The 23,970-nt window shown below is 51.4% G+C and carries 20 protein-coding genes and 1 riboswitch; of the genes, 18 read left to right on the top strand and 2 right to left on the bottom strand.

Going from position 1 to position 23,970, the window contains the following annotated elements; genetic code table 11:
• The first annotated feature begins 8 nt into the window (after positions 1-8).
• Positions 9-689, top strand: a complete 681-nt coding sequence (locus AC0MA3_RS06725; RefSeq protein ID WP_474655595.1) for an S-layer homology domain-containing protein — start codon at positions 9-11, stop codon at positions 687-689.
• A 107-nt stretch (positions 690-796) separates the two neighbouring features.
• On the opposite strand, the gene AC0MA3_RS06720 is transcribed toward AC0MA3_RS06725, so the two are convergent.
• Both AC0MA3_RS06720 and AC0MA3_RS06715 read right to left on the bottom strand, forming a co-directional pair.
• Complete coding sequence (locus AC0MA3_RS06720) at positions 797-1,972, bottom strand: ATP-binding response regulator (protein ID WP_379156605.1); 1,176 nt, start codon at positions 1,970-1,972, stop codon at positions 797-799.
• Between the two features lie 54 nt (positions 1,973-2,026).
• Complete coding sequence (locus tag AC0MA3_RS06715; protein WP_474655594.1) at positions 2,027-5,422, bottom strand: response regulator; 3,396 nt, start codon at positions 5,420-5,422, stop codon at positions 2,027-2,029.
• Between the two features lie 249 nt (positions 5,423-5,671).
• A riboswitch (purine riboswitch) is annotated at positions 5,672-5,775 on the top strand.
• A gap of 165 nt (positions 5,776-5,940) precedes the next feature.
• Here AC0MA3_RS06715 and AC0MA3_RS06710 point away from each other — a divergent pair.
• The 17 genes from AC0MA3_RS06710 (at position 5,941) to AC0MA3_RS06630 (ending at position 23,815) form a co-directional block, all read left to right on the top strand.
• The gene (locus AC0MA3_RS06710; RefSeq protein ID WP_379156611.1) at positions 5,941-6,552 is read left to right on the top strand and encodes a xanthine phosphoribosyltransferase; all 612 of its coding nucleotides are present in this window, start codon (positions 5,941-5,943) and stop codon (positions 6,550-6,552) included.
• On the top strand, positions 6,546-7,844 hold the full coding sequence (locus AC0MA3_RS06705) for a nucleobase:cation symporter-2 family protein (protein ID WP_379156614.1): 1,299 nt from the start codon (positions 6,546-6,548) through the stop codon (positions 7,842-7,844). The genes AC0MA3_RS06710 and AC0MA3_RS06705 overlap by 7 nt, the downstream gene beginning before the upstream one ends.
• A 195-nt stretch (positions 7,845-8,039) precedes the next feature.
• On the top strand, positions 8,040-9,389 hold the full coding sequence (locus AC0MA3_RS06700; RefSeq protein ID WP_474655593.1) for an MFS transporter: 1,350 nt from the start codon (positions 8,040-8,042) through the stop codon (positions 9,387-9,389).
• 38 nt (positions 9,390-9,427) lie between these two features.
• Positions 9,428-9,634, top strand: a complete 207-nt coding sequence (locus tag AC0MA3_RS06695; RefSeq protein ID WP_379156620.1) for a hypothetical protein — start codon at positions 9,428-9,430, stop codon at positions 9,632-9,634.
• A gap of 23 nt (positions 9,635-9,657) precedes the next feature.
• A complete protein-coding gene (locus AC0MA3_RS06690; RefSeq protein ID WP_474655592.1) occupies positions 9,658-10,344 on the top strand; it encodes a hypothetical protein in 687 nt (228 codons plus the stop codon).
• Positions 10,341-11,564, top strand: coding sequence for a glutathionylspermidine synthase family protein (locus tag AC0MA3_RS06685; RefSeq protein WP_474655591.1), 1,224 nt, complete (start codon positions 10,341-10,343; stop codon positions 11,562-11,564). Before AC0MA3_RS06690 ends, AC0MA3_RS06685 begins: the two co-directional genes overlap by 4 nt.
• On the top strand, positions 11,551-12,207 hold the full coding sequence (locus AC0MA3_RS06680; protein WP_379156628.1) for a signal peptide protein: 657 nt from the start codon (positions 11,551-11,553) through the stop codon (positions 12,205-12,207). The genes AC0MA3_RS06685 and AC0MA3_RS06680 overlap by 14 nt, the downstream gene beginning before the upstream one ends.
• Positions 12,204-12,596: a DUF350 domain-containing protein gene (locus tag AC0MA3_RS06675; protein ID WP_474655590.1), complete on the top strand. Its 393-nt coding sequence runs from the start codon at positions 12,204-12,206 to the stop codon at positions 12,594-12,596. The genes AC0MA3_RS06680 and AC0MA3_RS06675 overlap by 4 nt, the downstream gene beginning before the upstream one ends.
• Positions 12,597-12,600: 4 nt before the next feature.
• Entirely contained in the window at positions 12,601-13,614 is a 1,014-nt protein-coding gene (locus AC0MA3_RS06670) for a potassium channel family protein (RefSeq protein ID WP_474655589.1), read from the top strand.
• A 197-nt stretch (positions 13,615-13,811) separates the two neighbouring features.
• A complete protein-coding gene (locus AC0MA3_RS06665; protein ID WP_474655588.1) occupies positions 13,812-14,963 on the top strand; it encodes a hypothetical protein in 1,152 nt (383 codons plus the stop codon).
• Positions 14,964-14,988: 25 nt separating this feature from the next.
• Positions 14,989-16,539, top strand: coding sequence for a glycan biosynthesis hexose transferase WsfD (gene wsfD / locus AC0MA3_RS06660; protein WP_474655587.1), 1,551 nt, complete (start codon positions 14,989-14,991; stop codon positions 16,537-16,539).
• Entirely contained in the window at positions 16,536-18,101 is a 1,566-nt protein-coding gene (locus tag AC0MA3_RS06655) for a hypothetical protein (RefSeq protein ID WP_474655586.1), read from the top strand. The genes wsfD and AC0MA3_RS06655 overlap by 4 nt, the downstream gene beginning before the upstream one ends.
• Before the next feature lie 26 nt (positions 18,102-18,127).
• Positions 18,128-19,378: a glycosyltransferase family 2 protein gene (locus AC0MA3_RS06650; protein ID WP_379156647.1), complete on the top strand. Its 1,251-nt coding sequence runs from the start codon at positions 18,128-18,130 to the stop codon at positions 19,376-19,378.
• A 42-nt stretch (positions 19,379-19,420) separates the two neighbouring features.
• Positions 19,421-21,517 carry a cellulose biosynthesis cyclic di-GMP-binding regulatory protein BcsB gene (locus tag AC0MA3_RS06645; RefSeq protein WP_474655585.1) on the top strand — a complete coding sequence of 699 codons (2,097 nt, stop codon included), beginning with the start codon at positions 19,421-19,423 and terminating at the stop codon, positions 21,515-21,517.
• Positions 21,507-22,361, top strand: a complete 855-nt coding sequence (locus AC0MA3_RS06640; RefSeq protein WP_474655584.1) for a diguanylate cyclase domain-containing protein — start codon at positions 21,507-21,509, stop codon at positions 22,359-22,361. The genes AC0MA3_RS06645 and AC0MA3_RS06640 overlap by 11 nt, the downstream gene beginning before the upstream one ends.
• 271 nt (positions 22,362-22,632) lie before the next feature.
• Positions 22,633-23,421, top strand: a complete 789-nt coding sequence (locus AC0MA3_RS06635) for an SDR family oxidoreductase (protein WP_379156658.1) — start codon at positions 22,633-22,635, stop codon at positions 23,419-23,421.
• Between the two features lie 145 nt (positions 23,422-23,566).
• On the top strand, positions 23,567-23,815 hold the full coding sequence (locus AC0MA3_RS06630; protein WP_074088414.1) for a type B 50S ribosomal protein L31: 249 nt from the start codon (positions 23,567-23,569) through the stop codon (positions 23,813-23,815).
• Positions 23,816-23,970: the final 155 nt, after the last annotated feature.

The following is a 23,970-nucleotide window of genomic DNA, read 5'->3' as shown; positions in this document are numbered from 1 at the left end:
TGACCGGTATGAAGAAAAATATTTTGAAGCAAATTACCTTATCGGCAGCTGTCGTTCTGACTTTGACTTGTGCCGGACAGGGCTTCGCCGCAGCCGCGACGTTCCAGGATCTGTCCAGCACAACGGTCAAGGATAAAATTACCGAATTACAGCAGCGCGGTATTATCCACGGCGTGAGCGATACTCAATTCATGCCGAATGCTACGATGACAGCGGCCCAGGGAATACAGTTGTTCGTCAATGCTTTTGATCTGAATATTGACCTGCTCCGGTTCATCAAGGCGCCTCAGGCTACCGACTATTTTGTTAATGCCCAGAACGATGCCTGGTATGCAAATGCCCTGATTATTGCAGCTAACAATGATATTGGTTTATCTCCTGATTTCGATCCTGCGAAGAACTGGACCCGTGAGGAGTTCACCCATCAGCTCATTCTGACAATTGAGAAGCACAGTAATCTTCCAATGATCAAAATCATGCCGATAGACATTGCAGATCAAGCGGAGTTCACTAGTGGCTATGATGGATCCATTCAACGAGCGCTGGCACTGAAGATTGCCAGTCTGGATAGTGCCGGGAAATTTCACCCTTCTGCTGATATCACCCGTGCCGAAGCGGCAGCTATGATCTATAACGCCTTGGAATACATCGCTGCACATCCGGCCCCGGCCGGCGGTCTCCCGGAGTAAGGCTTCAGCTTTTCAGCACTGTAACAGCAAAAACCGCAAGCCCTATTGCAGGAAGCTTGCGGTTTTTGCTGTTACTGAATACAGGAAGTTATCTCTGGGATGAGGCTTCAGTCTGGTTGTCCCTCGCTGACCTGAACTGTAAAGACAAACACGGCGCCTTGCTGGACATCAGGTTTGGCGTAGATTTCGCCGCCCATCAGGTCTACCAGCATTTTGCAGATGGACAGGCCAAGTCCGGTTCCTCCGAATTTACGGTTAATAGTGGCGCCTATTTGAGTGAAGGGCTGAAATAAATAGCTCATTTTATTGTTAGGGATGCCGATTCCTGTGTCCTCGACGATGAACTCCAGCGTAAGCATGTTACCGCTGGAGTTCTTGAGGTGTACATAAATCTTCACCCCTCCATCAGTAGTGAACTTGATGGCATTGCCGATCAGGTTGTTCAAGACCTGGCGCAGACGGTTGGGATCACCTACAAGCAGTGCCGGTACGTCAGAATCGATATACGATTCCAAAGTCAGATGCCGTTCCATGGCCAGCGCCCTGAACAGGTCTAAGGTTTCCTTAACGCAGGAGTGCAGGTTGAACAGCTCATAATCCAGCTCCATTTTACCGGATTCGATTTTGGTGAAATCAAGAATGTGGTTGATGACAGACACCAGGGCATGTCCACTGGTATGTATAATCTCAGCCATCTCCAGATCATCCTTGGTCAGATCCGAGGTTCTCAGCATATCCGACATCGCAATGATGCCGTTAAGCGGTGTGCGGATTTCATGGCTCATCATGGCCAGGAAGCCGCTTTTAATACTCAGAGCTATCTCGGCGGTTTCCTTCAGCTCGGTCAGAATCTGATTTGCCGCCTCCAGCTCCTGCGATTTGATCTGCAGCTCCTTATTCGACTCATAAAGGCGGACAAACCCGTCGATTTTACTCTTGAAGATAAGCGGGTGATATGGTTTGGTCAGGTAGTCAATCGCTCCCGCCGAATAGGCCATCATGTGGTTCTCCAGCTCGGAGGTGAGAGAGGTCAGGAAAATGATCGGAATATCTCTAGATTTCTGGCGCATCTTAATTCGCTTTGCTGTTTCAAAGCCATTCATATCCGGCATAATCACATCCATAATAATCAGCGCAAATTCATTCTCCAGCAGGCATTTCAGAGCCTCCATACCGGAGCTTGCGTATATTAACTGATAAGATGATCCAGCCAGAAGCGCCTGAATGGACAGAAACTCATCCGGCCGGTCATCCACAATTAAAATATGAACTGGATATTCCATAATTCCTCCTACGGCGAGTAAAGTGTTCTGATGTGTACGATGGATAGTGTGTTTCTATTTTATTAACCAAACTTTGAGCACTGTGACCAGCTGTGTGGTATTAATCGGTTTGGAAATATAGTCCGAAGCCCCTGCCTGGAGGCATTTAATCCGGTCCTCCTCGAGTGCCCGTGCTGTCAGGGCGATGATGACCATTTGATCATACTGCGGCATGGCACGGATTCGCTGCATGGTCTCGTACCCATCCATTTCAGGCATCATAATATCCATGAATACCAGCTCTACATCAGGATGGCTCTCCAGATGCTCCAAGGCCTCCCTGCCGTTCTGGGCAAAGTGGATATCCATATTATAGCCTTCGAGAACACTGGATAGTGCAAAAATATTACGCATGTCATCATCCACGAGCAGAATGCTTTTGCCGGCAAAGGCCGCCTCCGGGTTATGGAGTTTCTCTATCAGAAGCTGCTTGTCAGGCGGCAGATCGGCGTGCTTGCGGTGAAGGTATAGCGCCGTTTCGTCATACAGGCGCTCCATGGAGCGCACATTTTTGATCACGATGCTCTCTGCATAATGCTTAAGACGCTGCTCATCATTTTTACTCAGATCCTTGCCTGTGTAAATGATGACCGGCAGAGTCTGCAGCTTGCGGTTGGTCTTGATCTGCTCCAGCAGGCCGAAGCCGGAGATATCCGTGAGGCCCAGATCCAGTACCATACAGTCAAAATGATGGCTGGACAGCTGGTCCAAAGCTTCTCTTCCTGTTCCTACGGCGACGATGCGGACATCGGGATGCGCAATGAATTCCACAAGACTGTTCCGCAGGGTCTGATTATCCTCAACGATCAGCAGGCTCTTCACCGGACGCCGGATATAGGTTTCAATCTGCAGGAATGCAGACTCCAGTTCACTCTGGTCGCTGGGCTTCTTCCAGAACGAGAGGGCCCCCATGGCTAGGCTCTGCTGATTTTGTTCTGCAGTGGAGATGACATGCACCGGAATATGGCGCAGCTCCGGACGGCTCTTCAAACGGCTGATAATCGACCACCCGTCGAGAACAGGCAAATGCAGATCCAGCAGGATGGCATCCGGTTTGTAGGCATGGGCCAAGGCTAGTCCCTGGTCACCCTTGAAGGAGACAATGGCTTTGAAGCCTCTGCTTCGGGCCAGTTGCAGCAGGATCGCTGCGAATTCCGCATCCTCTTCAATGATGAGGAGCAGGGTATCTCCGCTCATCAGATGATCGCGGTCATCCTCCATCTCTGCGTATTGCAGCAGTTTGGGATTGGAGATGGAGATGTCGGGAACAAAGGATTCGCGGAAGGCCGGACTCTGCACCGCGCTAATCTCCGGTCCACTGCTTTCGCTGTCTGCTGCCGCCTCGAAGGAGGCAGCGGGCAGGAGATGTGCATCTTCACCTGGTTCAACAGCAGGAATTAGCAGGGAGAAGGTGCTACCCTTGCCTTCAACCGATTCCACCTCGATCCGGCCGTCCAGCAAGGAAGCGAGTTCGCGGCAGATCGTCAGGCCAAGACCGGTGCCGCCATATTTACGGCTGGTTGTGCCGTCAGCCTGCTGAAAGGCTTCAAATATACTATCCAGCTTGGCAGCGGGAATACCGATGCCCGTATCACTGACGGAGAGAATGATATCTTCTCCCTGAGTACGGATGGAGAGCGAAACAGAGCCATGTTCCGGTGTGAATTTGACGGCATTGGACAGCAGATTATTCAGGATCTGCTGGAGTCTGTGGCCGTCGGTCAGAAGATGCTCCGGCAGTCTGCTGTCGCAGTGCACATCCAAGCGGATGTCTTTCTTCTTGGCCTGCTGCTCGAAGTGCCGGTACAGATGGCTGCTGAGATTAACCAGGGATACGGACTCGAGCACAGGGGTCATTTTACCTACCTCAAGCTTGGCCAAATCCAGAATTTCGTCAATCAGCTGCAGCAAATCCTTGCCTGCCGAGAAAATGGTATGCACATATTCCAGCTGCTTCGTGCCCAGATTGCCTTCCTTGTTCTCGGCTAGAATCTGGGAGAGGATGAGCAGGGAGTTCAGCGGAGTGCGCAGCTCATGGGATACATTGGCGAGAAATTCCGACTTGTACTGGGCAGCCATAAATATTTCTTCTGCCTGAACTTTGATTTCGTCCTTCTGCTGCTCGGTCAGCTGCATTTGATGCTGGAGCTGCTCATTGGAGGTGCTTAACTCCTCGGTTTGACTGGCCAGCTCCTCCGTTTGTGCCAGCAGTTCTTCCTTCTGCTCCTGCAGCTCTTCCGTCTGTGCCAGCAACTCGTCGGCCTGTTCTTGTATCTCTATCCGCTGCTTCTCTGTCAGCTCCATTTGATGCATCAGCTCCTGGTTGGAAGCAAACAGCTCCTCCGTCTGCAGTTTCAACTCATCGGCTTGTGCTTCAATCTCTGCCTTTTGCTCTTCCGTGAGCTCCATTTGACGTTGCAGATGTCCCCGCTGCTCCTGCAGCTCCTCGGTTTGCATGCGGAGCTCCTCCGTTTGCGCTTCAAGCTCCTGGGTCTGTGCCAGCAGCTCTTCGGTTTGTGCCTCTAGCTCTTCCTTCTGCAGCCGGGTTTCGCCCAGCAGTTCTTCAATTCTTGCTACATCAGCCAAAGTATTGATCAGAATCCCCATGTTATGGCCGGTCCGTTCAATTAGCTGGCGCTCCTTCCCGGAGAATTCACTCATCGCTGCCAGCTCTACCACCGCGACAACCTCGTTCTCGTAGACGATAGGGACTACTATCAGAACAGAGGGCGGGGTATCGCCTAATCCCGAATGTACTTTGATATAATGTGCAGGAAGATCATGCAGCAGGATCACTTTCTGATCCAAGGCGCATTGCCCTATCAGTCCGCTCCCGAGAGAAAAGGGCTCATGCAGGCTTGCTGCTTCATCGAAAGCATATCCCGCAGTAAAAACCAGCTTGTCCTGCCGCTTTAGATAAAAGGCGCCGAAGCTGCCCTGAACTGCTTCTGCCAGTCTGCTGATGAAAATACGCGCTGCCGTCTGCATCTGCACGGAGCCCTGAAGCTGCAATGCCATTTCCGAGACCCGATCATTGATCCAGGCCTGCTCCTCAGCCATCTCCCTCAGCCTGCGCTCTTCTTCTGTCTTGTGCTGCAGATCCACAGCCACAGCATGGAAGGAAACAGCCAGCTGTCCGAATTCATCCTGCACTTTGCCGTCCTGTACCGGGGTGCCGATGGTGCCCTGGGCAAGATCTGCAGAGAACTTTATCATATTGTTCATGCCACGGGTAAGATTCCGGAGGATGCCGACGATAAGGAAGATAGACAATACGATCCCGGCCGAGCCGAGGCTCAGGGCGATTATCCGTGTAATCCCTTCTAAATAAAGGATAGATATAGTGATCATACTGCTAAACAACAGTATCGAAATTAACGCCGCTAACCAAACCTGATGTTTTATTTTCATGTCGACCGCCTTTGTTCAGTTATTGTCACTAGAAGCTAAGTATACTTTTAATAGAGGGGGGAAGAAAGGAATACGGCGTAAAATACCAAAAAAACCTCTAATAATACAGCGGTGACAGGGCGTTGAATGCCGGGCTTTCCCGGAATTTGAACAAAAATGAAACTCCTATGAAAGAACGGAAATATTCATGAAAATAAATAAAATTTTACTTGTATGGAACGTACAGAGCGTGTAAGATATACGAAGGTTTTTAAAATCATAAGAACAACTCATATAATCTTGGGAATAGGGCCCATAAGTTTCTACCGGATAACCACTGTAATTATCCGACTATGAGTGAAATAGCGCATCTAGGGTTCCGTTTTTTTGTGCCATGGCATAAAAGAGGCTGGTCCAAGCGATGCGGACACAGGTATGTGTTACACCACTAAGGGACAAAAACCCAGAAGGACAGATTCACTTGAGAGAAACGCTCAAGGGGATCTGTCTTTTTTTATTAAGGAGAGGCAGGCTGCAATATGAAAATACTAGAGGAGCGCATCAGGCAAGAGGGTCTTATTTTATCGGATACGGTGCTTAAGGTAGACTCGTTCCTGAATCATCAGGTGGACACGCAGCTGGCGCTGCAGATTGGTGAAGAGTTCGGGAGGATCTTCGGGCATCAGCCGGTAACCAAGGTGCTGACCGTTGAAGCCAGCGGCATCCAGTTCGCCATGGCAGCGGGAATTGCGCTGGGTGTTCCATTCGTATATGCCAAGAAAAAGAAGGCCGTTACCCAGTCTGAGGATGTCTATTCCGCTCCGGTACATTCTTTTACAAGGAAAGAGGATTACCGGATCAGCATTTCGCAGAAATATCTGGGTCCAGAGGATAAGGTGCTGATTGTCGATGACTTTCTGGCTACCGGCGCAGCGCTTGTAGGGCTGGCGGATATCGTGAAAGAATCGGGAGCAGAGCTGCTGGGTGTGGGCTGTGTAATCGAAAAAAGCTTTCAGGAAGGGCGCAGCCTGCTTGAAGATCGCGGCATTACTGTTCATTCTTTGGCAAGAATCTCGTCGATGTCTCCAGGAGAAGTCCATTTCATAGATTGTTCTACAGAAGAACCCATTAAGGAGAGTGCAGGATGTTAAGCAAACAGAAAATATTTGCCTTGGGACTGCAGCATGTACTGGCGATGTATGCCGGAGCTGTCATTGTGCCGCTTGTTGTCGGAGGGGCGCTGAATCTGAGCGGAGCGCAGATGGCCTACCTGATTGCCGCGGATCTTTTCACTTGCGGGCTCGCTACACTGCTCCAGATTATCAGCAGCAAGCATTTCGGCAGCGGGCTTCCGGTAGTGCTGGGCTGTACCTTCACCGCAGTTAGCCCGATCATTGCCATTGCTTCAGGCTCGAATCTGGCCACAGCCTATGGCGCGATTATCATCTCCGGGCTGTTCGTCGTTCTGGCGGCTCCGATTTACGGGAAGCTGTTAAAGTTCTTCCCGACAGTAGTTACCGGGTCCGTTGTAACCATCATTGGTCTATCGTTGATTCCCGTCGCTATGAACAATGTGGCAGGCGGTCAGGGCAGCGCTGATTTTGGAGCGCCCCGTAATCTGCTCCTTGGCCTGATCACATTACTTGTGATTCTCGCCGTGAACCGGTTCACGACAGGCTTCCTTCGCTCGATATCTGTCTTGGCCGGACTCGTGGCCGGAACTGTAATCGGATATGCCATGGGCCTCGTTCACTTCTCCACGGTGGGCAGTGCATCATGGGTCAGTATTGCCCGCCCGTTCTATTTCGGATGGCCTGAATTCAGCATTACCGCAATCTTCACGATGATTATCGTCAACATCGTCTCTATGGTAGAATCCACCGGCGTGTATTTTGCTGTAGGCAAAGCCACAGACCAGCAGGTAGAGCAAAAGCAGGTTGTTAACGGTCTGCGCTCCGAGGGTCTTGCCATCATGCTGGGCGGCCTGTTCAATGCCTTCCCGTATACGGCGTTCTCCCAGAACGTCGGCCTGCTGTCACTGACCCGCGTCAAGACGCGCAATGTTATTTTTGCAGCCGGTGGAATTATGGTTGTCCTTGGACTGCTTCCGAAGCTGGCAGCGTTGACTACCGTTGTGCCGAATGCAGTGCTGGGTGGGGCCATGATTGTTATGTTCGGCTCGGTGGCTGCGTCCGGAATGTCCATTCTCTCTGAAGTCGACTTGCGTAAGGACGGGAATCTCTTGATTGCTGCCTGCAGTATTGCTGTGGGCCTGGGTTCGGCAGTTCTGCCATCCATGTTCGACCAGCTACCTGAATTCGCCAGAATGCTGCTCCAGAATGGCATTGTCTCCGGCTCACTTACGGCCATTATCTTGAATATCTTCCTCTCCAAAACGCAAGAGAGCGCGGCCCAGATTGCCGCTACACCTGAGGTGAAGTGAAAGATATCAGGTTTACGATATTAAAAGTTAGACGGCCGATTCCGAAATATAATGGAATCGGCTTTTTACTATAAATTGAATCGGCAAGCTATTACACATCATTCAAGTTCTATGAAGATATTGCCATTTGTATGTTCAGGGCATAGAATTTAGTGGTGTTCTAACAGAGATATATCGATAGGGATGGAGTCAAACATGAATGATAAAGTTGTAATGCCGCTATGGACCTTCTGCCTCTTCATTGTTGTGATGAACACTACTATGTTCAATGTATCACTGCCGACCATTATTCAGGATCTTCATATTTCTGCTGATCTTGGCTCTTGGGTGATCTCGGGCTATTCCATTGGCTATGCTTTGTCTACGGTGATCTATAGCCGATTGTCCGATCTGGTACCCATTCGTAAGCTGGTGACCATCGGATTAACCACGCTGGGCCTGGCTTCCGTCACCGGATTGTTCGCGCACAGCTTCAATGTTCTGCTGATTACCCGGCTTCTGCAATCCGCCGGCGCCGGAGTCATGGCGGGTCTCGGATTGGTACTCGCCAGCCGGTATGTGCCGGTGGCAAGGAGAGGCGCAGCTATCGCCATGATCTCTGTCGGAAGTGCCATGGCTTTCGGCCTGGGTCCGATTGCCGGCGGTCTTATCAGCGAATATTTCGGCTGGAACGGATTATTTGGCATAACTTGTCTGGTCCTGCTTGTTCTGCCGGTGCTGCTCTATTTGCTGCCTAAGGAACAGCCTAAGCCGGTGCCCTTTGATCTGTATGGAGCTTTACTTACGGTTATCAATGCCGGAAGCCTGCTCGTGGCCGTAACCAGTAAGTCCGGCATATGGCTTGCAGTAAGTGTGGTTTCTTTCGGGCTGCACGCTGTTCATCTCCGTAGAGCCCGGAACTCCTTTATTAATCCCGGGCTGCTCCGGATGTCCGGGTATTTAAAGCTTACAGCCATTGGATTTAGTATTTTGGTGCTGAATTTGGGTAATTTATTCCTGATGCCGCTTGCACTGGCTAACGTGTTTCATCAATCTCCGCTGAGGATTGGCCTGTTTATCGCACCAGGCGCGATTCTGTCGGCCTTTCTGACCCGGTTTGTCGGCCACTGGATCGACCGTTACGGAAATATGCGGTTTCTGCTCATCGGACATTGTATACTTGCCGCCGTCATGGCTACCTTTGCCCTGAGCCTGTCAGCATCGCCGCTTGTGCTCCTGTTCGGGTACCTGTGCTTTTCCCCGGCTTTTTCGGCAACGCTGGCTTCCTTGAATAATGAAGCATCCGGGATTCTGCCGCGCAACTGGATCGGATCAGGGATGGGGCTTCTGCAGCTGATTCAATTCTTCGGAGGATCGGTCTCTGTTGCCGTCTGCGGGTTGCTGCTTCATGCCCAGCGGGAATTGGTTCCATCTAGGGCTTACGGGCATGTCTACGGTCTTCTGCTTGCGGTGAGCCTGTGCTCCCTGGGGCTGGTATTCTTCTATAGAAGCTCCCGCGGTTCAGAGTTGAAACGAAATGGTGCTAACCACGTATCTGAAGCATAATAGTGTTCAGGAAGGATGAGGAAAAGGTGGATAATGGTATGAATGTCATTCTGTTTGAAAAGATGCCGGATGGCGAACTGCGAATGATTGAGGAGAGGAACTGGAGCATGAATATGATTACGGCTCTGGAGCATGTCAATTATATTGTGGTGGGCAGCCGGGAGTACGAAGCCGTAGAAGGGCGGCTAAATGTGGATCAGGGCAAGCTGGAGCTTCTGCTTGTCCCTATGCGTACGGAAGAATAATGTCAGGAGAGGAGGATCTCAAATTGGCAAAGGATGAACATGAGAAAGAGCCTGTAGCTTCCAGATTATTCACCCCGGACGGCAAACCGATCCGGGTATTGTCTACCTCGCTGGGCATTGCCCTGCTGGCCAATGCTTTATTTATCCCAGGGGGTGCAGGTGCAGCCGGCAGCGGCTCTGCAGATGAGCCAACGCTGGTATCGTGGTCTACTGAAGAGGTCAAAGCTTATTTTGACAAAAATGTAGACTGGAATATTCCTTATCCGGAAGAAAATGCTGAAGAGGTGCTGCAGGAAGGTCAAGGGGTTGTCACCTCGGGCGGTACCACAGTCATCAACAATTACGGCGGTTATAACTCCGGCTTTGGCTGGGATGATCTGCTGCTGTACCACATGCTGTTCAACAGCGGTTCCTTCTATTCTTCAAGAGGCTGGTACAATAACCGCCCTACCTATTATGGCGGCACGCGGACAGTCTACAAGGCACCCAGCTATAACAGCGGAAGCTTTCAGAATAAGCCGGTGGCCGGCTCTGTGGTGAAGCCGCGGACCTCTACCTCGTCCACCGGTTCGATCACCAGAAGGAACACTTCGAGCAAGGCCGGTGGAGTCGGAGGCAAGTCCAGCGGTCTGGGTTCAGGCAGCAAGTCCAGCTCTTCATCAAGATCCAGCTCCGGCAAAAGTTCAGGCAAGAGTGGTTTCGGCGGATGAGCCTGGCAGACAGTGTTTTTGAGTATATTGATCAGTCGGGTCTCGAACGCGCTCCGCGCGTAGAAGAGCTTCATAGGCTTGGGTTTACCTGGGCTGACCTGGAGGACGAAGAATACTGGCTTGATGCAGTTGCCGTGATGCGAAGTGAGACCTACAAGGAGCTGGAGGAAGCCTCAGTCAAGCTTTGGACGATCCTCGACAAGGCTGTCCGTTATGTCCACCAGCGGCATGATTTGTATGAATTGCTGGGCATTCCGCCTGTACTCTGGCAGATGCTGGACGACACTCCGCTGCCGGAGCCGGGGTTGATTAGCCGTTATGCCAGATTCGATTTTGCCATAGCCAGCGACGGCACGATCAAGCTGCTGGAGCTGAACGCCGATACGCCAACCGGCTATGTGGAAGCATCCATCGCTACACCTTGGATTTGCGAGCAGGTCGGAGTGCCAAGCCCGAACACCGGAATGAAGGATCGACTGGCTGCAGCCTGGGGCATCGAGCAGCCGGATACGGCGGCTTGTGTCGCTTATGGAACACATCAGGAGGATTCCGGCACCATTGAAGCGCTTGTTGCGCACAGCGGTCTGGATATCCGTTGTGTCGACTGCCTGGATTTGTGGATCGATGAAGGGACGGTCAGAGATGCAGAGGACCGGATCATCAAGCGGATGTTCGCTCTCTATCCCAAGGAGTGGATGGCGGTGGATGATGGCGGGGAGGCGCTTGCTTATGCTATCGAGAGCGGACAGCTTCAGCTGTTCAACGGCCCGCACAGCATTCTGCTGCAGTCCAAAGGGCTGGTTGCTGCCGTATGGGGGATGTATGAGCTGGGCCTGCTCTTCAGTGAGGAAGAGCGGCAGGCCATAGCCAGCTATATCCTGCCAACCTACAACAAGCCTGTATTCTCCGGCAACTTTGTATCCAAATCCGTCTTCGGTCGTGAAGGCGGCTCTGTACGGATTTTTGATGACAGCGGGTCACTGGAGATTGCCGATGAGGACGGCTTCGACAGCAGTGTACTATTTCCCGTGGTGTACCAGAAGCGGGCGGAGCTTGCCCGTATTCAGACCCATGAAGGGGAATTTCACCTGCTGACCGGCATGTTTGTGATTAACGGTGTGCCTTGCGGGCTACTGGGCCGCGCAGGCGGACCGATTACAGGCAATTCCAGTCATTTTATCGCGCTAGGAGTGAGGGGGCTTGAAGATGAACAAGGATAGAAGTCGCCGGAGCGGGGGTTGTCACAGGCTCCATTCGGGAACATGGCTTGGCATGCTGCTGATGGCAGTACTGCTGCTGAGCGCATGTTCGGGCAATACGAATAGTGTATTTCATACCGGCACCGAAACAACGGATAACGTATCACGCGTTCCCTGGGATTACCGGGTGGTTGAAGGCACGGTTGGAGATCTGATCGGCAGTGACATGACCGTATTGCCGGATAATGAGCTGCTGCCCAATGATGGTAATTATGCCACGGGCGACAAGATATGGACCCTGCAGTTCATGGATGCCGAACTGGTAACGGATGCCGACCAGAAGAATGATATCCGCCTGTCTTCCTGGTCTACGATCAAATCGTATGCTGATCAGAAGACGGCTGCAGAAGATTTGGCGCGCCTTAAGGTTTCCATTACAACGGATGTGGATCTTGTGGGTGTATACAAGACCAAATACCAGGACAAAACCAGAAATTTTGCCGTGGTGGAGCTGCCGTCGGGTAACCGGATTAAGCAGCCGATCGATGACAAGCGCTATACGGCTCTGGAGAAAGCCAAGAAAGCCTCTGTGGTGCTGGAGGAAGTACATGATTTCGCCGATTATGATTCGGCCTACGCAAAATTCAGGGGGTGGGCAAAGTGACGATTGTAATTAATCTGGTAGTCAGCGTGTTGACTATTATTCTGCTGCAGGTGCTCGGAATGGTGGTATTCAGCCTGATGACTCCGTTCAAGGACATGGAAGAATTGAAGAAGGGCAACGTGGCTGTAGCGTTGGCACTCGGCGGCAAGTTTCTGGCCACGGCGATCATTCTGGGCGTGGCGGCGTATACGAATACCTCGATATGGTTCATGATGCTCTGGTTCGCGGTAGGGTATGTCTGCCTGATCGCGGCGTACTGGATCTTCGAACTGTTCACACCGGGCTTCAAAATATCCGATCATCTGCAAAAGGGGAATGTTGCCGTAGGCTTGATGCTGTGCCTGGTATTCGTCGGAACGGCATTCGCCGTCAGCAGTCTGATCATATAAGCCGATGCATTTTCTACTGCGTCTCTCCGGGAAGCTGATGCGTCTAAGGAAAAGGTCCATTGGGCTGATCATCCTGGGCTTTGTTGTGATGAGTGCAACGATTGCCTTTGTACTGGAGCCAGGAACTTTCCACAACTGGTTCAATGCTTTCTATTGGGTCATGACGACGATGTCCACCGTAGGTTACGGCGACTTTTTTGCCACCTCGGCGGCGGGGAAGCTATTTACCATGTTTCTGTATATTTTCGGCATCGGGCTACTCAGTCTGGTGATCGGAAAGGTAATTGATACTATGGGGGAACTGCAAAGAAGGAGAGGAGCCGGAACCTTGAGCTTTCGTGGGAAAGACCAAGTGGTACTGATCAATTGGAACCGCAAAACACAAGCTGCCGTCGATGAGATCCTCTGCTACTCGCCGGATTGCAGGATCATCATTATTGATGAGAGCGGTCAGCACCCGCTGCAGGACATGGAGCATGTCCATTTCATCAGCGGTGACCCTTCCAGTGATGACATCCTGCATAAGGCGAATATTCAAGGAGCCAGGGCAGCGATCGTATTCGGGGATACGCGGATCGACGAGGCTTCACTGACGGATGGCAAAACCCTGCTGATCGCCTCCAGTATTGAGCGGATTGCTCCGCAGGTACATACCACTGTTGAGATTATGCAGGAAAAGAATATCCAGAACTTCCGTCATGTCCATGTTAATGAATTCGTACTTTCGCATGATGCCATTTCAAGACTTGCTGTCCGCTCGGCGCTGCAGGAGGGGAATCCGGAGGTCATTACCCAGCTGCTTAGCCGGGAGCATGGCGATGATATCTATGAAATTCCACGGGATGCCGCATGGCGTACCTATGGCGATGCCTTCCAGGCGCTGCTGCGCCAGGGAGCGACGCTGCTGTCCGACCGGGGGGATCTTGGTATCAACCGCAAGCTGGATCAGCCGATCCCGCAGGAAGCCAGACTCTACATCGTGTCAGATGAGCACACCTACCGTCAGATCAAAGGTTAGTAGGACGATATATCCATATCTCATTCAACAAAGAGCTGCTCGGGTCCATCAGGACCTTCGTACAGCTCTTTGTTTGCGTAAATATGAATTTTTATTGAGTTGGACACAAAATGATCAATTTCATGGTTAATTTTGTGACTTAGATTACCGTTATATTATATAGATGCAGATATCTTCTTCCTTGAGGATGTGATGGTATGACCAGTAAACTCAGCACAGCCACCGGGATTCTACTCTCAATGTTGCTGCTAGCTTCCTGCAAGGGCGGCGAACCAGCCACCGGTACTGCCGCCACAGCTAATGGGACGATAGTCGCAGCTTCTTCCCCGTCGCCTATAGGGCAGAGTGTGGATAATCGGGAAGAAATACAGGACCTGAGGGCATTTATTGCGAATCGCCTTACCGGACCTTACGGGGTATATACTAACCTGCTGGATACAGACGAATCAGGTGAATCGGCTACCGGTCATGAGGTGCTAAGTGAATCGGCTTCCCTCTTGATGAAAGCAGCTGTGTTTGCCGGCGATAAGGAGCAGTTTGCCAGCCAGTGGGCTCTAGCCGAACAAACCTTTGATATGAAAGGCGGATTCAGCTATCGTTACAGCCCTAAGCAACAGAAGCAGTATTCTGTGAATGCCGCTGTGGACGACCTGCGCCTGATTGGAGCCTTATATGACGCGGGTGAGGTTTTTGATGAGCGGGCTTATACAGAACAGGCGGATAAATACAGCCAGCGTTTCTATGAGAATAACGTAAAAGAAGGATATATGTATGACTTTTATGACGCTGCCTACAAAACTATAAACAGCTTTGTTACATTGTGCTATATTGATTTGAATACCATGCGAAAAATGTCGATTAATGACGAATTAATAGAAAAATTATTGCGTAATATGGAGGAGATTCTGGAGGAGGGCTACCTCTCGGATGCGTTTCCGTTCTACGAGACGAGATTCGATTATGGCACGGAAACCTACAGGACGGAAAATATTAATACAGTAGAATCCCTCCTAAGCATTCTGCATTTGGCAGAGGCGGGCCGGCAGAAGTCTGCGAGTATCCGCTATATCAAGGAACAGGTCGCGGCAGGAACGCTTTACGGGCAATATTCCCGTGAAGGGAAGCCACTGAATGATATCCGGTCCACGGCAATTTATGCCCTGGCGGCTATGATAGGGGCAGAGATTGGAGATGACGTCCTCTACCAGTCGGGAATTTCGCGAATGAATGAATTTCAGGTGCAGGAGGCAGATAGTCCGCTGTTCGGCGGATTTGGCAATACCGATACCGGACAGGCGTATTCTTTTGATAATCTTATGGCCTTGTTGGCTTATTCATATTCACTCTAAATTACAGTAACGAAGGTGGCCGGGCATGATCGACGATAACATAGTAAGAACACCCCTACGGCAACATATTATGCCCGCCGGGCTGCGGGTATCTCCCGCTTTTGCAGCAGCTTTCGGCGTATTGCTCGTTACAGTTATAGCTCTGTTTACGGTTCCCTACATAGGAATGGCTGATAACGGCGACTTTTTCCGCAATATATACAGTAACGGTCTCTACTTCAGCTTGCCTGACTACGACAGCAAGTATTTCGGCTATTTCATTAAGCATTACGGAATCTATCAATACTATAACGAGAATGGGGCTACGCTAGACTCCTCACAGTCGTTGTTCATTAAGCTGGCTATCGGTCTTAATAAGCTGATGTTCAGCAGCACTGTGTTCGATATCCGCTTTCAGGCCGCTATTTACACGGTTCTCTATGTTATTGCCGTCTATCTCTTAATAGAAGCGGTCACCTGCAAAATGTCACGCAAGCAAGGCATGATTATTGCCATTCTTGCTATTTTTGTATTCGGTGATACAGGATATACCGCCTATTTCAACTCCTTTTACAGCGAAAGTGTCGTTATGATCATGATGATCTTCGTCTTTGCCTCCTGGCTGCTGATCTGCCGTAAAAGATACAATGACTACGCACTTCTTGGTCTGTTCGTCCTCAGCAGCGTTATTCTAACGACCTCCAAGCAGCAAAATGCTCCAGTGGGCATGATTATTGCCTTGCTTGGCATCTCTCTGGTCTGGATCCGGCGGGATCGTCTCTTCCGCAGTCTGACGCTTGTGTCCATGGCGCTGCTGATGTGTGCGGGCATTGCCACCTACCTGAATATCTCCAAAGAATTCGTCAATATCAACCAATATCATGCTATGACCCGGGGCGTGCTGAAGGAATCTTCCAATCCCGAAACGACGCTGAAATCTTTTGGGATTAATGAACAATACGCCATTCTGCAGGGTAGCATCTATTACGAGCAGTACGGGACAGTAGATGTGAACTCGCCGATTCTGCAAAAGGACTTCTACAGCCGCTACGGCTTCGGGTCCATTCTCAAAAACTATCTTGTGCATCCGGATCAGCTAAGCTCCATCCTGAATGTCGCGGCCCGGAGCGCCTTTTCAATCAAGCCTGCGGCGATGGGCAATTATGAAGAATCGGCGGGCAAGGCCTTCCGTGCCCAGAGCCATTTTTTCACGGTCTATAGTCTGCTTAAGCAGAAGCTTGCACCCAAAACCTTCGGATTTATCCTGCTCTGGATGGCGGTAGTCATCGGCCTCTATGCCCCTTCCTTTGTGAAGGCTGTCAGAGCCAGGGATATGCGGGGGGTGCAGCGGATGGTGCTGATTCTGGCCAGTATGGGGGTTGGCCTGTCAGGTATTTTTGTCTCCATTATTGGAGCAGGCGACGCTGATATTTCGAAGCATGAATTTCTGTTTACCCAATCCTTTGATCTGGTCACCTTCATGCTGTCCGCAAGCGTGATTGGGCGAAAAGTATCCCCTGGCCGCCAGCCTGCTGCCAGTACGGCAGGACCTTATGCTGAAGTGCATCCTGAAGCACAGGAGAGTGTGAGCGCTTGAACCGACAGAGGATTTCCAGTCTGCTGCTGCCCCTGATCATTACTGTTCTTCTACTGTTGTCCGCAGCTCCGCAGGCGCACTCCCAAGGCGTACAGGAAGCTTATACTCCGCAGAAGGTACTGCTTCTGTACGACAGCCTGGGCAAAGGAACCGTCCGGGAAGAGAATATAAGTGAACTGCAGCGGCTCTTATCAGCTTTTGGAAGCCAGGTGACACTGCTCAGCCTGGATCGTTACGCAAAGGGAACCATGGATGCCTTTCCCCGGGTTATCACCGTAATCAATGCGGAGGATATCCCTCCTGGCAATCGGGCTTATCTTGAGGATGTGGAGCACTACCAGGGACAGATACTGCATGTCGGGTATCATCCACCGGCAAGGCTGCTGCAGGTGCTCCAGTTAAAGACGGGAATTGTGGATGAAGACCTGGCCGGTCTTACAGTCGGTCCATTCACCGGCTCCAATCTTCAGGTGAAGGACATGCCCTATATAGCTGCCGTGAACGCGGAGCGTACGTATGGGAGCTTCGTCCTCAAGAGCAGCGGCCGCAAGCTGCCCTATGCGGCAACTGCCGGCAGCTATACGTACGTCCCTTACTTGGAGCAGGGCAATGCGAGTGTAGTAGGGATGGCTTATGTGCTGAGGGACTGGCTTGAGAGTAAGACGGCTTCACAGACTTATCTTGTCCTGAAGGAAATCTATCCGTTCTCGGACCTGTCTCTGCTGGAAGAGACGGCGGATCGTCTGTACGAGGAGGGCATTCCTTTTATCGCAAGCATCCGTCCGGTGTTCGGCAATACCGATTTTCCGGCGATGTTACGTTATCTGGCAGCACTGAAGGAAGTTCAGGCGAAGAATGGAAGTATTCTGGTAAATGCGCCAGTGATCATGCCATCCATCAATAGCAGCGATCACACGCTCGCGGAGAAAATGGGCGGGTTCGTGGATTTGCTGGTGAAGAACGGCATCGCGCCGCTGGGTATCGGGGCTGACTTATACTGGACCTACGACAAGGAGTACGCGGAAGCAGGCATGGGATTTTTTGATTCCACAGTGCTGTTCCCGGATGAGAACGTCCTGTATATGAACCAGACGAATGTATCTAAGGTGCTAGCATCTTCTCTCTACAGCCTGAAGCCGGAGTTCCTGCAGGGGCTGAGCCACCCTACCAAAGCCATGCCGCAGCTGCCGCTGGGTACGGCCGTCACTGCAGACCTCCCGGAGGATGAAGCCGGACTTAACCGGCTGCTGCAGACGCTGGAAGAGGAATGGATCTCTTTTGCCGATTACAAGCAGGGGGCGCACAAGACCGTAACGAATAAGAATACGATCGTCTCTGCAGATGGAGTGGTGTCGGTGAATGGCGTCTCCTTGAATATCGGTTATACCCCGGAGGCCGTAAGCGGTGATTACCAGTACAAAGAAGCACAGGTCCGGAGCTTCACCAAGCTGTTCAGCGTGCAAAGCAAATTTTTTATTGTAGTGATTATCATCGCGCTATTGCTATTCGGCGGTTTGATGGCGATTGGGTACAGGCTGTACCGGAGAAAGTATTTTAAATAACATATAACTGGATTTAGGAGAAGAATATGACGATCTCGGATGTACTGATGGTAATCGCGGTGATCTGCATCTGGTCCCTGCTGCTGGTCAACGTGGCTCTGATTATAGCGGGCTATCTGTATTACATTAAGACTGAAAATGAGGATGTTCCGGAGATTAAGGGCGAGTATCCGTTTGTTACGATTATGGTACCGGCCCACAACGAGGGTGTTGTCATCAGCAAAACAGTCGAATCCCTGTTGGCGCTCGATTACCCGCATGACCGGTACGAGATCATTGTCATTAACGATAACTCCTCCGACAACAGCGCGGAGCTGCTGGGGAGTATTCAGGCCCGCCTCCCTCATCGTAATCTGATAATCATCAATACGGATGCGGTTACGGGTGGAAAAGGAAAGTCCAATGCGCTGAACATCGGCTTCACCCGCAGCAAAGGCGAACTGATCGCGATCTATGATGCGGATAATACGCCGGAGCGGACTGCGCTAAGGTATCTCGTCGCCGAGATCATCAATGATTCCACGCTTGGTGCGGTGATCGGAAAATTCCGGACCCGTAACCGCGATGCGAGCCTGCTTACCCGGTTTATTAATATTGAGACGCTGTCGTTCCAATGGATGGCCCAGGCGGGGCGCTGGAAGCTGTTCAAGCTGTGCACCATACCCGGCACTAATTTCATTATGCGCAGATCGATTGTGGAGAGCATCGGCGGCTGGGATGTCAAAGCAATCGCTGAGGATACGGAGATCAGCTTCCGCATCTATATGATGGGATACCGGATCAAATTCCAGCCCAAATCTGTTACCTGGGAGCAGGAGCCGCAGACAGTGAAGGTCTGGTTCAAGCAGCGGACGCGCTGGGCGAAGGGCAATATCTATGTGATTGTCAAAAATATCCCATTGCTCTTCGACCGCTCGGCAGCCAAAATCCGCTTTGATATTCTGTATTATCTGTCCATCTACTTCCTGCTGCTGATCTCGCTGGTCACCTCCGACCTGCTGCTCGTGCTGCATGCGATGGGCTACGTGCATACGACCATTGCCGGACTCAGCAGCTTCCTGTGGCTGCTCGCTGTCATTCTGTTTGTAGTGGGCATCTTCGTTACACTCACTACGGAAAAAGGCGAGATGAGCTTGTCCAATTTATGGATCATTATGCTGATGTATGTATCATACTGTCAGCTGTGGATGGTCGTTGCCGCGTATGGACTGTACAACTATCTGAAAGACGTCATCTTTAAACGTGAAGCCAAATGGTACAAAACGGAACGATATTAAGCAACAGCAGAACAAGAAATCAGTGATACAGGAGACAAGACGATGAATAAAAAACAGATGATGATATGGGCGCTCTGCGTCTCCCTTTTCCTGATCCCGATCCGGGCGGCTTCTGCAGCTGCTGCGGCCCCGGTTGATGACAAACAGATATACGAGACTGCCTTTACCGGCAGCGACAGTTCACTTAAGGGAACGAGCTCACAGCAGCAGTATTTTACAGTGATGAACTACTGGAATGTTGAAGGTGTGAAGGTTAATCTGCATTTTCAGATTTCGCAAATTACAGAGGAGCAAATCTCCAGTGTTACGCTATCCCTGAACGGCAGCCCCTTCTACTCTTTCAGACCCTCCCTGCAAAATAACGGGGAACAAAGCATAACCGTTGACGCACCGAAGACCCTCCTGAAGGAGGGAGTGAACACGTTGAGCATTCAGGGGTATCTGCGGACCACTGCGGAGAATAACCAGATCTGCTATGTGGACAATACCCCGGATAACTGGCTGCATCTGTTCAACACCTCCGGTGTCGCGGTATCTTATACCTCCAAGGCCCTGAGCGGTGGTATCAGCGATTTCAGCGAGCGCTTTTCCGGCATGGATTATGTAAAAAGAAGCCAAAGCCTCCTGAGTGTGCCGGCTGGTGCCAGCAGTTCTGAGCTGGAAGCCGCCACTTATGCCTTATCTGGCTTCGCCAACGCGAACACCCTGACCAATACGGCCATTCCGCTGCTTCCTTACCGTGAAGAATCACTGAGGGACAGGAAAGCCGTGATTCTGGTTGCCTTGGCGGATCATGTACCGAATACATTGAAGCTTCAGCTCGATTCCTCCGTGGACTTGGGCGAACATGCCCTTATTCAGCTGGTGAACAAGGATACGCGTCCTACCCTGGTGGTCACTTCCAAGGATGAGAGTCTGCTGATTAAGGCCGGACGCCTCCTCGCCAGCCGGCAGCTGGTCAGCCAGATCAGCAGTGGCATGAAGGTAGTGGATGATGCCACTGATGTGTCATCTCCGGCTTTTGCCATGAGCTCGAACGTGACCTTTACCGAAACCGGTGACAAGCTGACGGGTCCGAATCATCAGGGGCAGACCTACTTCGTCTCGCTTCCGTCGAACCGCTCAATTGCCGATTCCGGCAAGATCAGCCTGGATTTCCGCTATGCAGAGAACCTGGACTTCAACCGCTCGCTGGTAACGGTGAGCATTAATGATACGCCGATCGGCAGCAAGAAGCTGACCCAGGAGCTGGCGGACGGCGATACACTGAATCTGGCTATTCCGCAGAGTCTGAATATTTCCGGCAACTTCTCGGTAACCGTGGCATTCGACCTGGAGATGCAGGATGCGATCTGTACCCCGAATAGGGAGCAAATGCCCTGGGCCTATATCAGCAAGGAAACGGCCATGCATCTGAATACCAAAGACCGGACGGATCTGCTGTTCAATAATTACCCTTATCCGTTCCTCCGTGATGAAATCTTCAACCATGTGGCGGTCGTACTGCCCCAGAAGATGGACGACTATGCATACCTGAGTCTGGCGAATGTCTTTAATCTGCTGGGCCAATATGCGGGCGGAAATACAGGGGATATCCATTATTACACCGATACTGTCGGCGCGGATAATCTTAAGGATAATAATATTATCGCTATCGGCTCCTATAAGGATAATAAGGTCATTCGTGACAACAATGACAAGCTGTACTTCCGGTACAGCAAGGATGGGTCCTCGTTTCTCTCGAATGAGAAGATGAGTATTGATGAGCAATATGGTGCAGAGATTGGCACATTGCAGCTGCTGGATTCCCCTTATCAGAGCGGACGGGGTTTCATGGCGGTGACTGGAGCGAATACGGAGAACATCTATCTGGTCTCCAAGCTGCTTGCCAGCGAAAAGGACAAATGGAAGGTATACGGTGACAGCGTCATCGCCGACAAGGATGGCAATGTCAGCGCGTACCGCTTCAAAACAATTACTGGAGCAGCCAAAGACTCAGTGATTACGCAGATTACGGATCGTAGCGATGTGCTGGGGTTCGTAGTGGCGGTCGTGCTTGCGGTTATGTTGGTGATCATATCGCTGCTTCTGCTGCTCCGCAAACATATGAAGAAACGTGGTGATAAGCATGAGAAGTAACCGCAGCAGCCTGTTTTCCGATCTGGCCTTTCTGGTGTTCCTGGTGCTGAACTTCATATGTATCGTGTTTATCGCAGGCTCGCCTGATCATTACGTTCAGAATATTATTATTTTGAATATCGCCTTTCTCCTGGCACTGGTCACCTATTTTACCAACGTAACCGCCGGGCTGGTGCTTAATCTTGCATTTATCTTCGGATATGGTTTCTTTGTTCTCTACCAGACGGTGTCGGAGGGTGAGACTATAGGCGTCAATACGTACTTCTGGCTGATTATGACTCCGCTGCTTACGGTTGTGCTGTGGGTCTTCACCTCCACTACCCGGGAGCTACAGGCTGAGAACGATCTACTTAAGAAAAGAACGGCCAATCTCGCCACCGTAGATGAGAACACTGATCTGCGCAACACGATATCTTTTCAGAAGGATGCCAGCTTGTTTACAGGGATTTCTACCCGATACAGCATCCCGCTGACCCTGCTGGTGGTCAAAGTGAAATACTGGAGTGAAATCCGCCGTCTGATCCCCGAAGAGCAGCTGTCCGAGGCGATCTATGATGTCTCCCAGCTCAGTCAGTCCAGTATCCGCACCAATGATGCGCTGTATCTGCTGGACAAGGAAGATGCCACCTGGGGACTCCTGTTATTCACGGACCGCGAAGGAGCCAAGATAGTGATTGAACGGATTAAGTTGAAGCTCCAGGAATTGAACGACACGGAATTCATGGCGAAATACAAGGTCAATCTGGGTCTGAAAATCGGAGCCGTTCAGTATGAGGAAGGTACGATAGAGAATCCTTTCGACTTTATTGTTCAAGCCAAGAAGCAGCTGGAGTTTGATGTATAGCCGATTAGTTAGTCTATATTGATAATAGATAGCGATGAGCACGCTGGCTGCTCATCGCTATTTGGTCTGGATCGTGCAAGGGGCCAGGCTCGGGGAGAGAGTCTGGACGCGGGGCCAGGGCTATACTAAGATTAGTCTAACCGCTGCTGATTATTGCAGCATAGGAACGAATAGTACGCAAACCGGAGCACCGGCTGCCGTGAGCTCTCTTTAGGCAACTGGCTTACCAGGCAACTGGCCTGCCGGACATCTGAACAAGGAGGCGTAGGGAATGGATTTGGGCCTAGCAGGGAAGTCAGTATTTGTTGCGGCGGCGAGTAAAGGCTTGGGCCTTGCTACTGCACTGGAGTTTGCGCGCGAGGGCGCGATGGTGACGATTGCCAGCCGGAACCTGGAACAGCTTGAAGCGGCCCGGAAGACCATCGCGGAGGCTACCGGCCGGGAGGTGGCGATGGTACAGATGGATGTGACCCGCCCCGAGGAGATCCGGCGGGCAATTGAAGCCGGCGCTGAGTACGGAGGCGGGCTGGATGTATTGGTCACCAATGCCGGAGGCCCACCGGGCGGCGGCTTTGAGGATATGGCCGACGCCGACTGGGCCGACGGCTATGAGCTTACGCTAATGGGCACCGTGCGCATGATCCGCGAAGCGCTGCCTTACCTGCGCTCAAGCGGCAACGGCCGCATTGTGGGCATCAGCTCGGTATCGATCAAGCAGCCGATTAGCGGACTGATCCTCTCGAACGTCTTCCGGGCGGGGGTGAGCGCGCTGTTCAAGACGCTCGCGACCGAGCTGGCTCCGGAGGGCATCCTGATCAATTCGCTTGCGCCCGGCCGTATCGGCACAGACCGGATTCTGCAGCTGGACGGCAAGCGGGCGGAGGCCCGCGGCATCTCCCGGGAGCAGGTCGGACAGGAAGCGCTGGTTCAGATTCCGGCTGGAAGAAGCGGTACTCCGGAGGAGTTCGGCAAAGCGGCCGTATTTCTGGGCTCTTTTGCCAATACCTATATTACGGGCCAGTCTCTGTTGATTGATGGTGGAATGGTGAAGTCGCTCTAACCGGGTTGTCTATTTTGGTGGTTGACTCCGCGCCCCAGATCACGTATGATAGTATGGCGTGTAAATCTGTGGATTTAGTTATCTCCCAAGAGATTGCTTCATTGTGCCATAGATATTGTATATGTACGGGAAGGAGGTTACTACAATGAAAGAAGGCATACACCCTAAATTCAACCAGGTGATTTTCCTGGATGCCAGCGTAGGTTTCAAATTCCTGAGCTCGTCCACTAAATCGTCCGGTGAAACTATGGAATGGGAAGACGGCAACACTTATCCTGTGATCCGTGTGGACTCCAGCTCCGCATCCCACCCGTTCTACACAGGTAAACAAAGAGATACCGAAACTGGCGGCCGTGTTGACAAGTTCAAACAACGGTTGGCTCAGAAGAAATAATAGTTTGACCGCACAGAGGATATTCCGCAGCCATGCAGATGGCGGATGGAAGGTCCTCTTTTTTTTGTACAGGCTGCTTATGGGCTGCAGATTCCGGGTAATAATAAGCAGGTGGGAAGTGGAAGGTGTCAATTATAACGATTGGAACGGCATGT

The sequence above is a fragment of the Paenibacillus sp. LS-5 genome, assembly GCF_056121505.1.
This window is presented reverse-complemented; position numbering and strand designations above follow the sequence as displayed.

Excerpts from the sequence above, each read along its gene's own strand:
- AC0MA3_RS06670 (WP_474655589.1), top strand. The coding sequence starts at position 12,601 with ATGCATTTTCTACTGCGTCTCTCCGGGAAGCTGATGCGTCTAAGGAAA.
- AC0MA3_RS06650 (WP_379156647.1), top strand. The coding sequence starts at position 18,128 with ATGACGATCTCGGATGTACTGATGGTAATCGCGGTGATCTGCATCTGG.
- AC0MA3_RS06630 (WP_074088414.1), top strand. The coding sequence starts at position 23,567 with ATGAAAGAAGGCATACACCCTAAATTCAACCAGGTGATTTTCCTGGAT.
- AC0MA3_RS06695 (WP_379156620.1), top strand. The coding sequence starts at position 9,428 with ATGAATGTCATTCTGTTTGAAAAGATGCCGGATGGCGAACTGCGAATG.
- AC0MA3_RS06720 (WP_379156605.1), bottom strand. The coding sequence starts at position 1,972 with ATGGAATATCCAGTTCATATTTTAATTGTGGATGACCGGCCGGATGAG.
- AC0MA3_RS06665 (WP_474655588.1), top strand. The coding sequence starts at position 13,812 with ATGACCAGTAAACTCAGCACAGCCACCGGGATTCTACTCTCAATGTTG.
- AC0MA3_RS06685 (WP_474655591.1), top strand. The coding sequence starts at position 10,341 with ATGAGCCTGGCAGACAGTGTTTTTGAGTATATTGATCAGTCGGGTCTC.
- AC0MA3_RS06700 (WP_474655593.1), top strand. The coding sequence starts at position 8,040 with ATGAATGATAAAGTTGTAATGCCGCTATGGACCTTCTGCCTCTTCATT.
- AC0MA3_RS06725 (WP_474655595.1), top strand. The coding sequence starts at position 9 with ATGAAGAAAAATATTTTGAAGCAAATTACCTTATCGGCAGCTGTCGTT.
- AC0MA3_RS06635 (WP_379156658.1), top strand. The coding sequence starts at position 22,633 with ATGGATTTGGGCCTAGCAGGGAAGTCAGTATTTGTTGCGGCGGCGAGT.
- wsfD (WP_474655587.1), top strand. The coding sequence starts at position 14,989 with ATGATCGACGATAACATAGTAAGAACACCCCTACGGCAACATATTATG.
- AC0MA3_RS06680 (WP_379156628.1), top strand. The coding sequence starts at position 11,551 with ATGAACAAGGATAGAAGTCGCCGGAGCGGGGGTTGTCACAGGCTCCAT.
- AC0MA3_RS06640 (WP_474655584.1), top strand. The coding sequence starts at position 21,507 with ATGAGAAGTAACCGCAGCAGCCTGTTTTCCGATCTGGCCTTTCTGGTG.
- AC0MA3_RS06645 (WP_474655585.1), top strand. The coding sequence starts at position 19,421 with ATGAATAAAAAACAGATGATGATATGGGCGCTCTGCGTCTCCCTTTTC.
- AC0MA3_RS06705 (WP_379156614.1), top strand. The coding sequence starts at position 6,546 with ATGTTAAGCAAACAGAAAATATTTGCCTTGGGACTGCAGCATGTACTG.
- AC0MA3_RS06710 (WP_379156611.1), top strand. The coding sequence starts at position 5,941 with ATGAAAATACTAGAGGAGCGCATCAGGCAAGAGGGTCTTATTTTATCG.
- AC0MA3_RS06715 (WP_474655594.1), bottom strand. The coding sequence starts at position 5,422 with ATGAAAATAAAACATCAGGTTTGGTTAGCGGCGTTAATTTCGATACTG.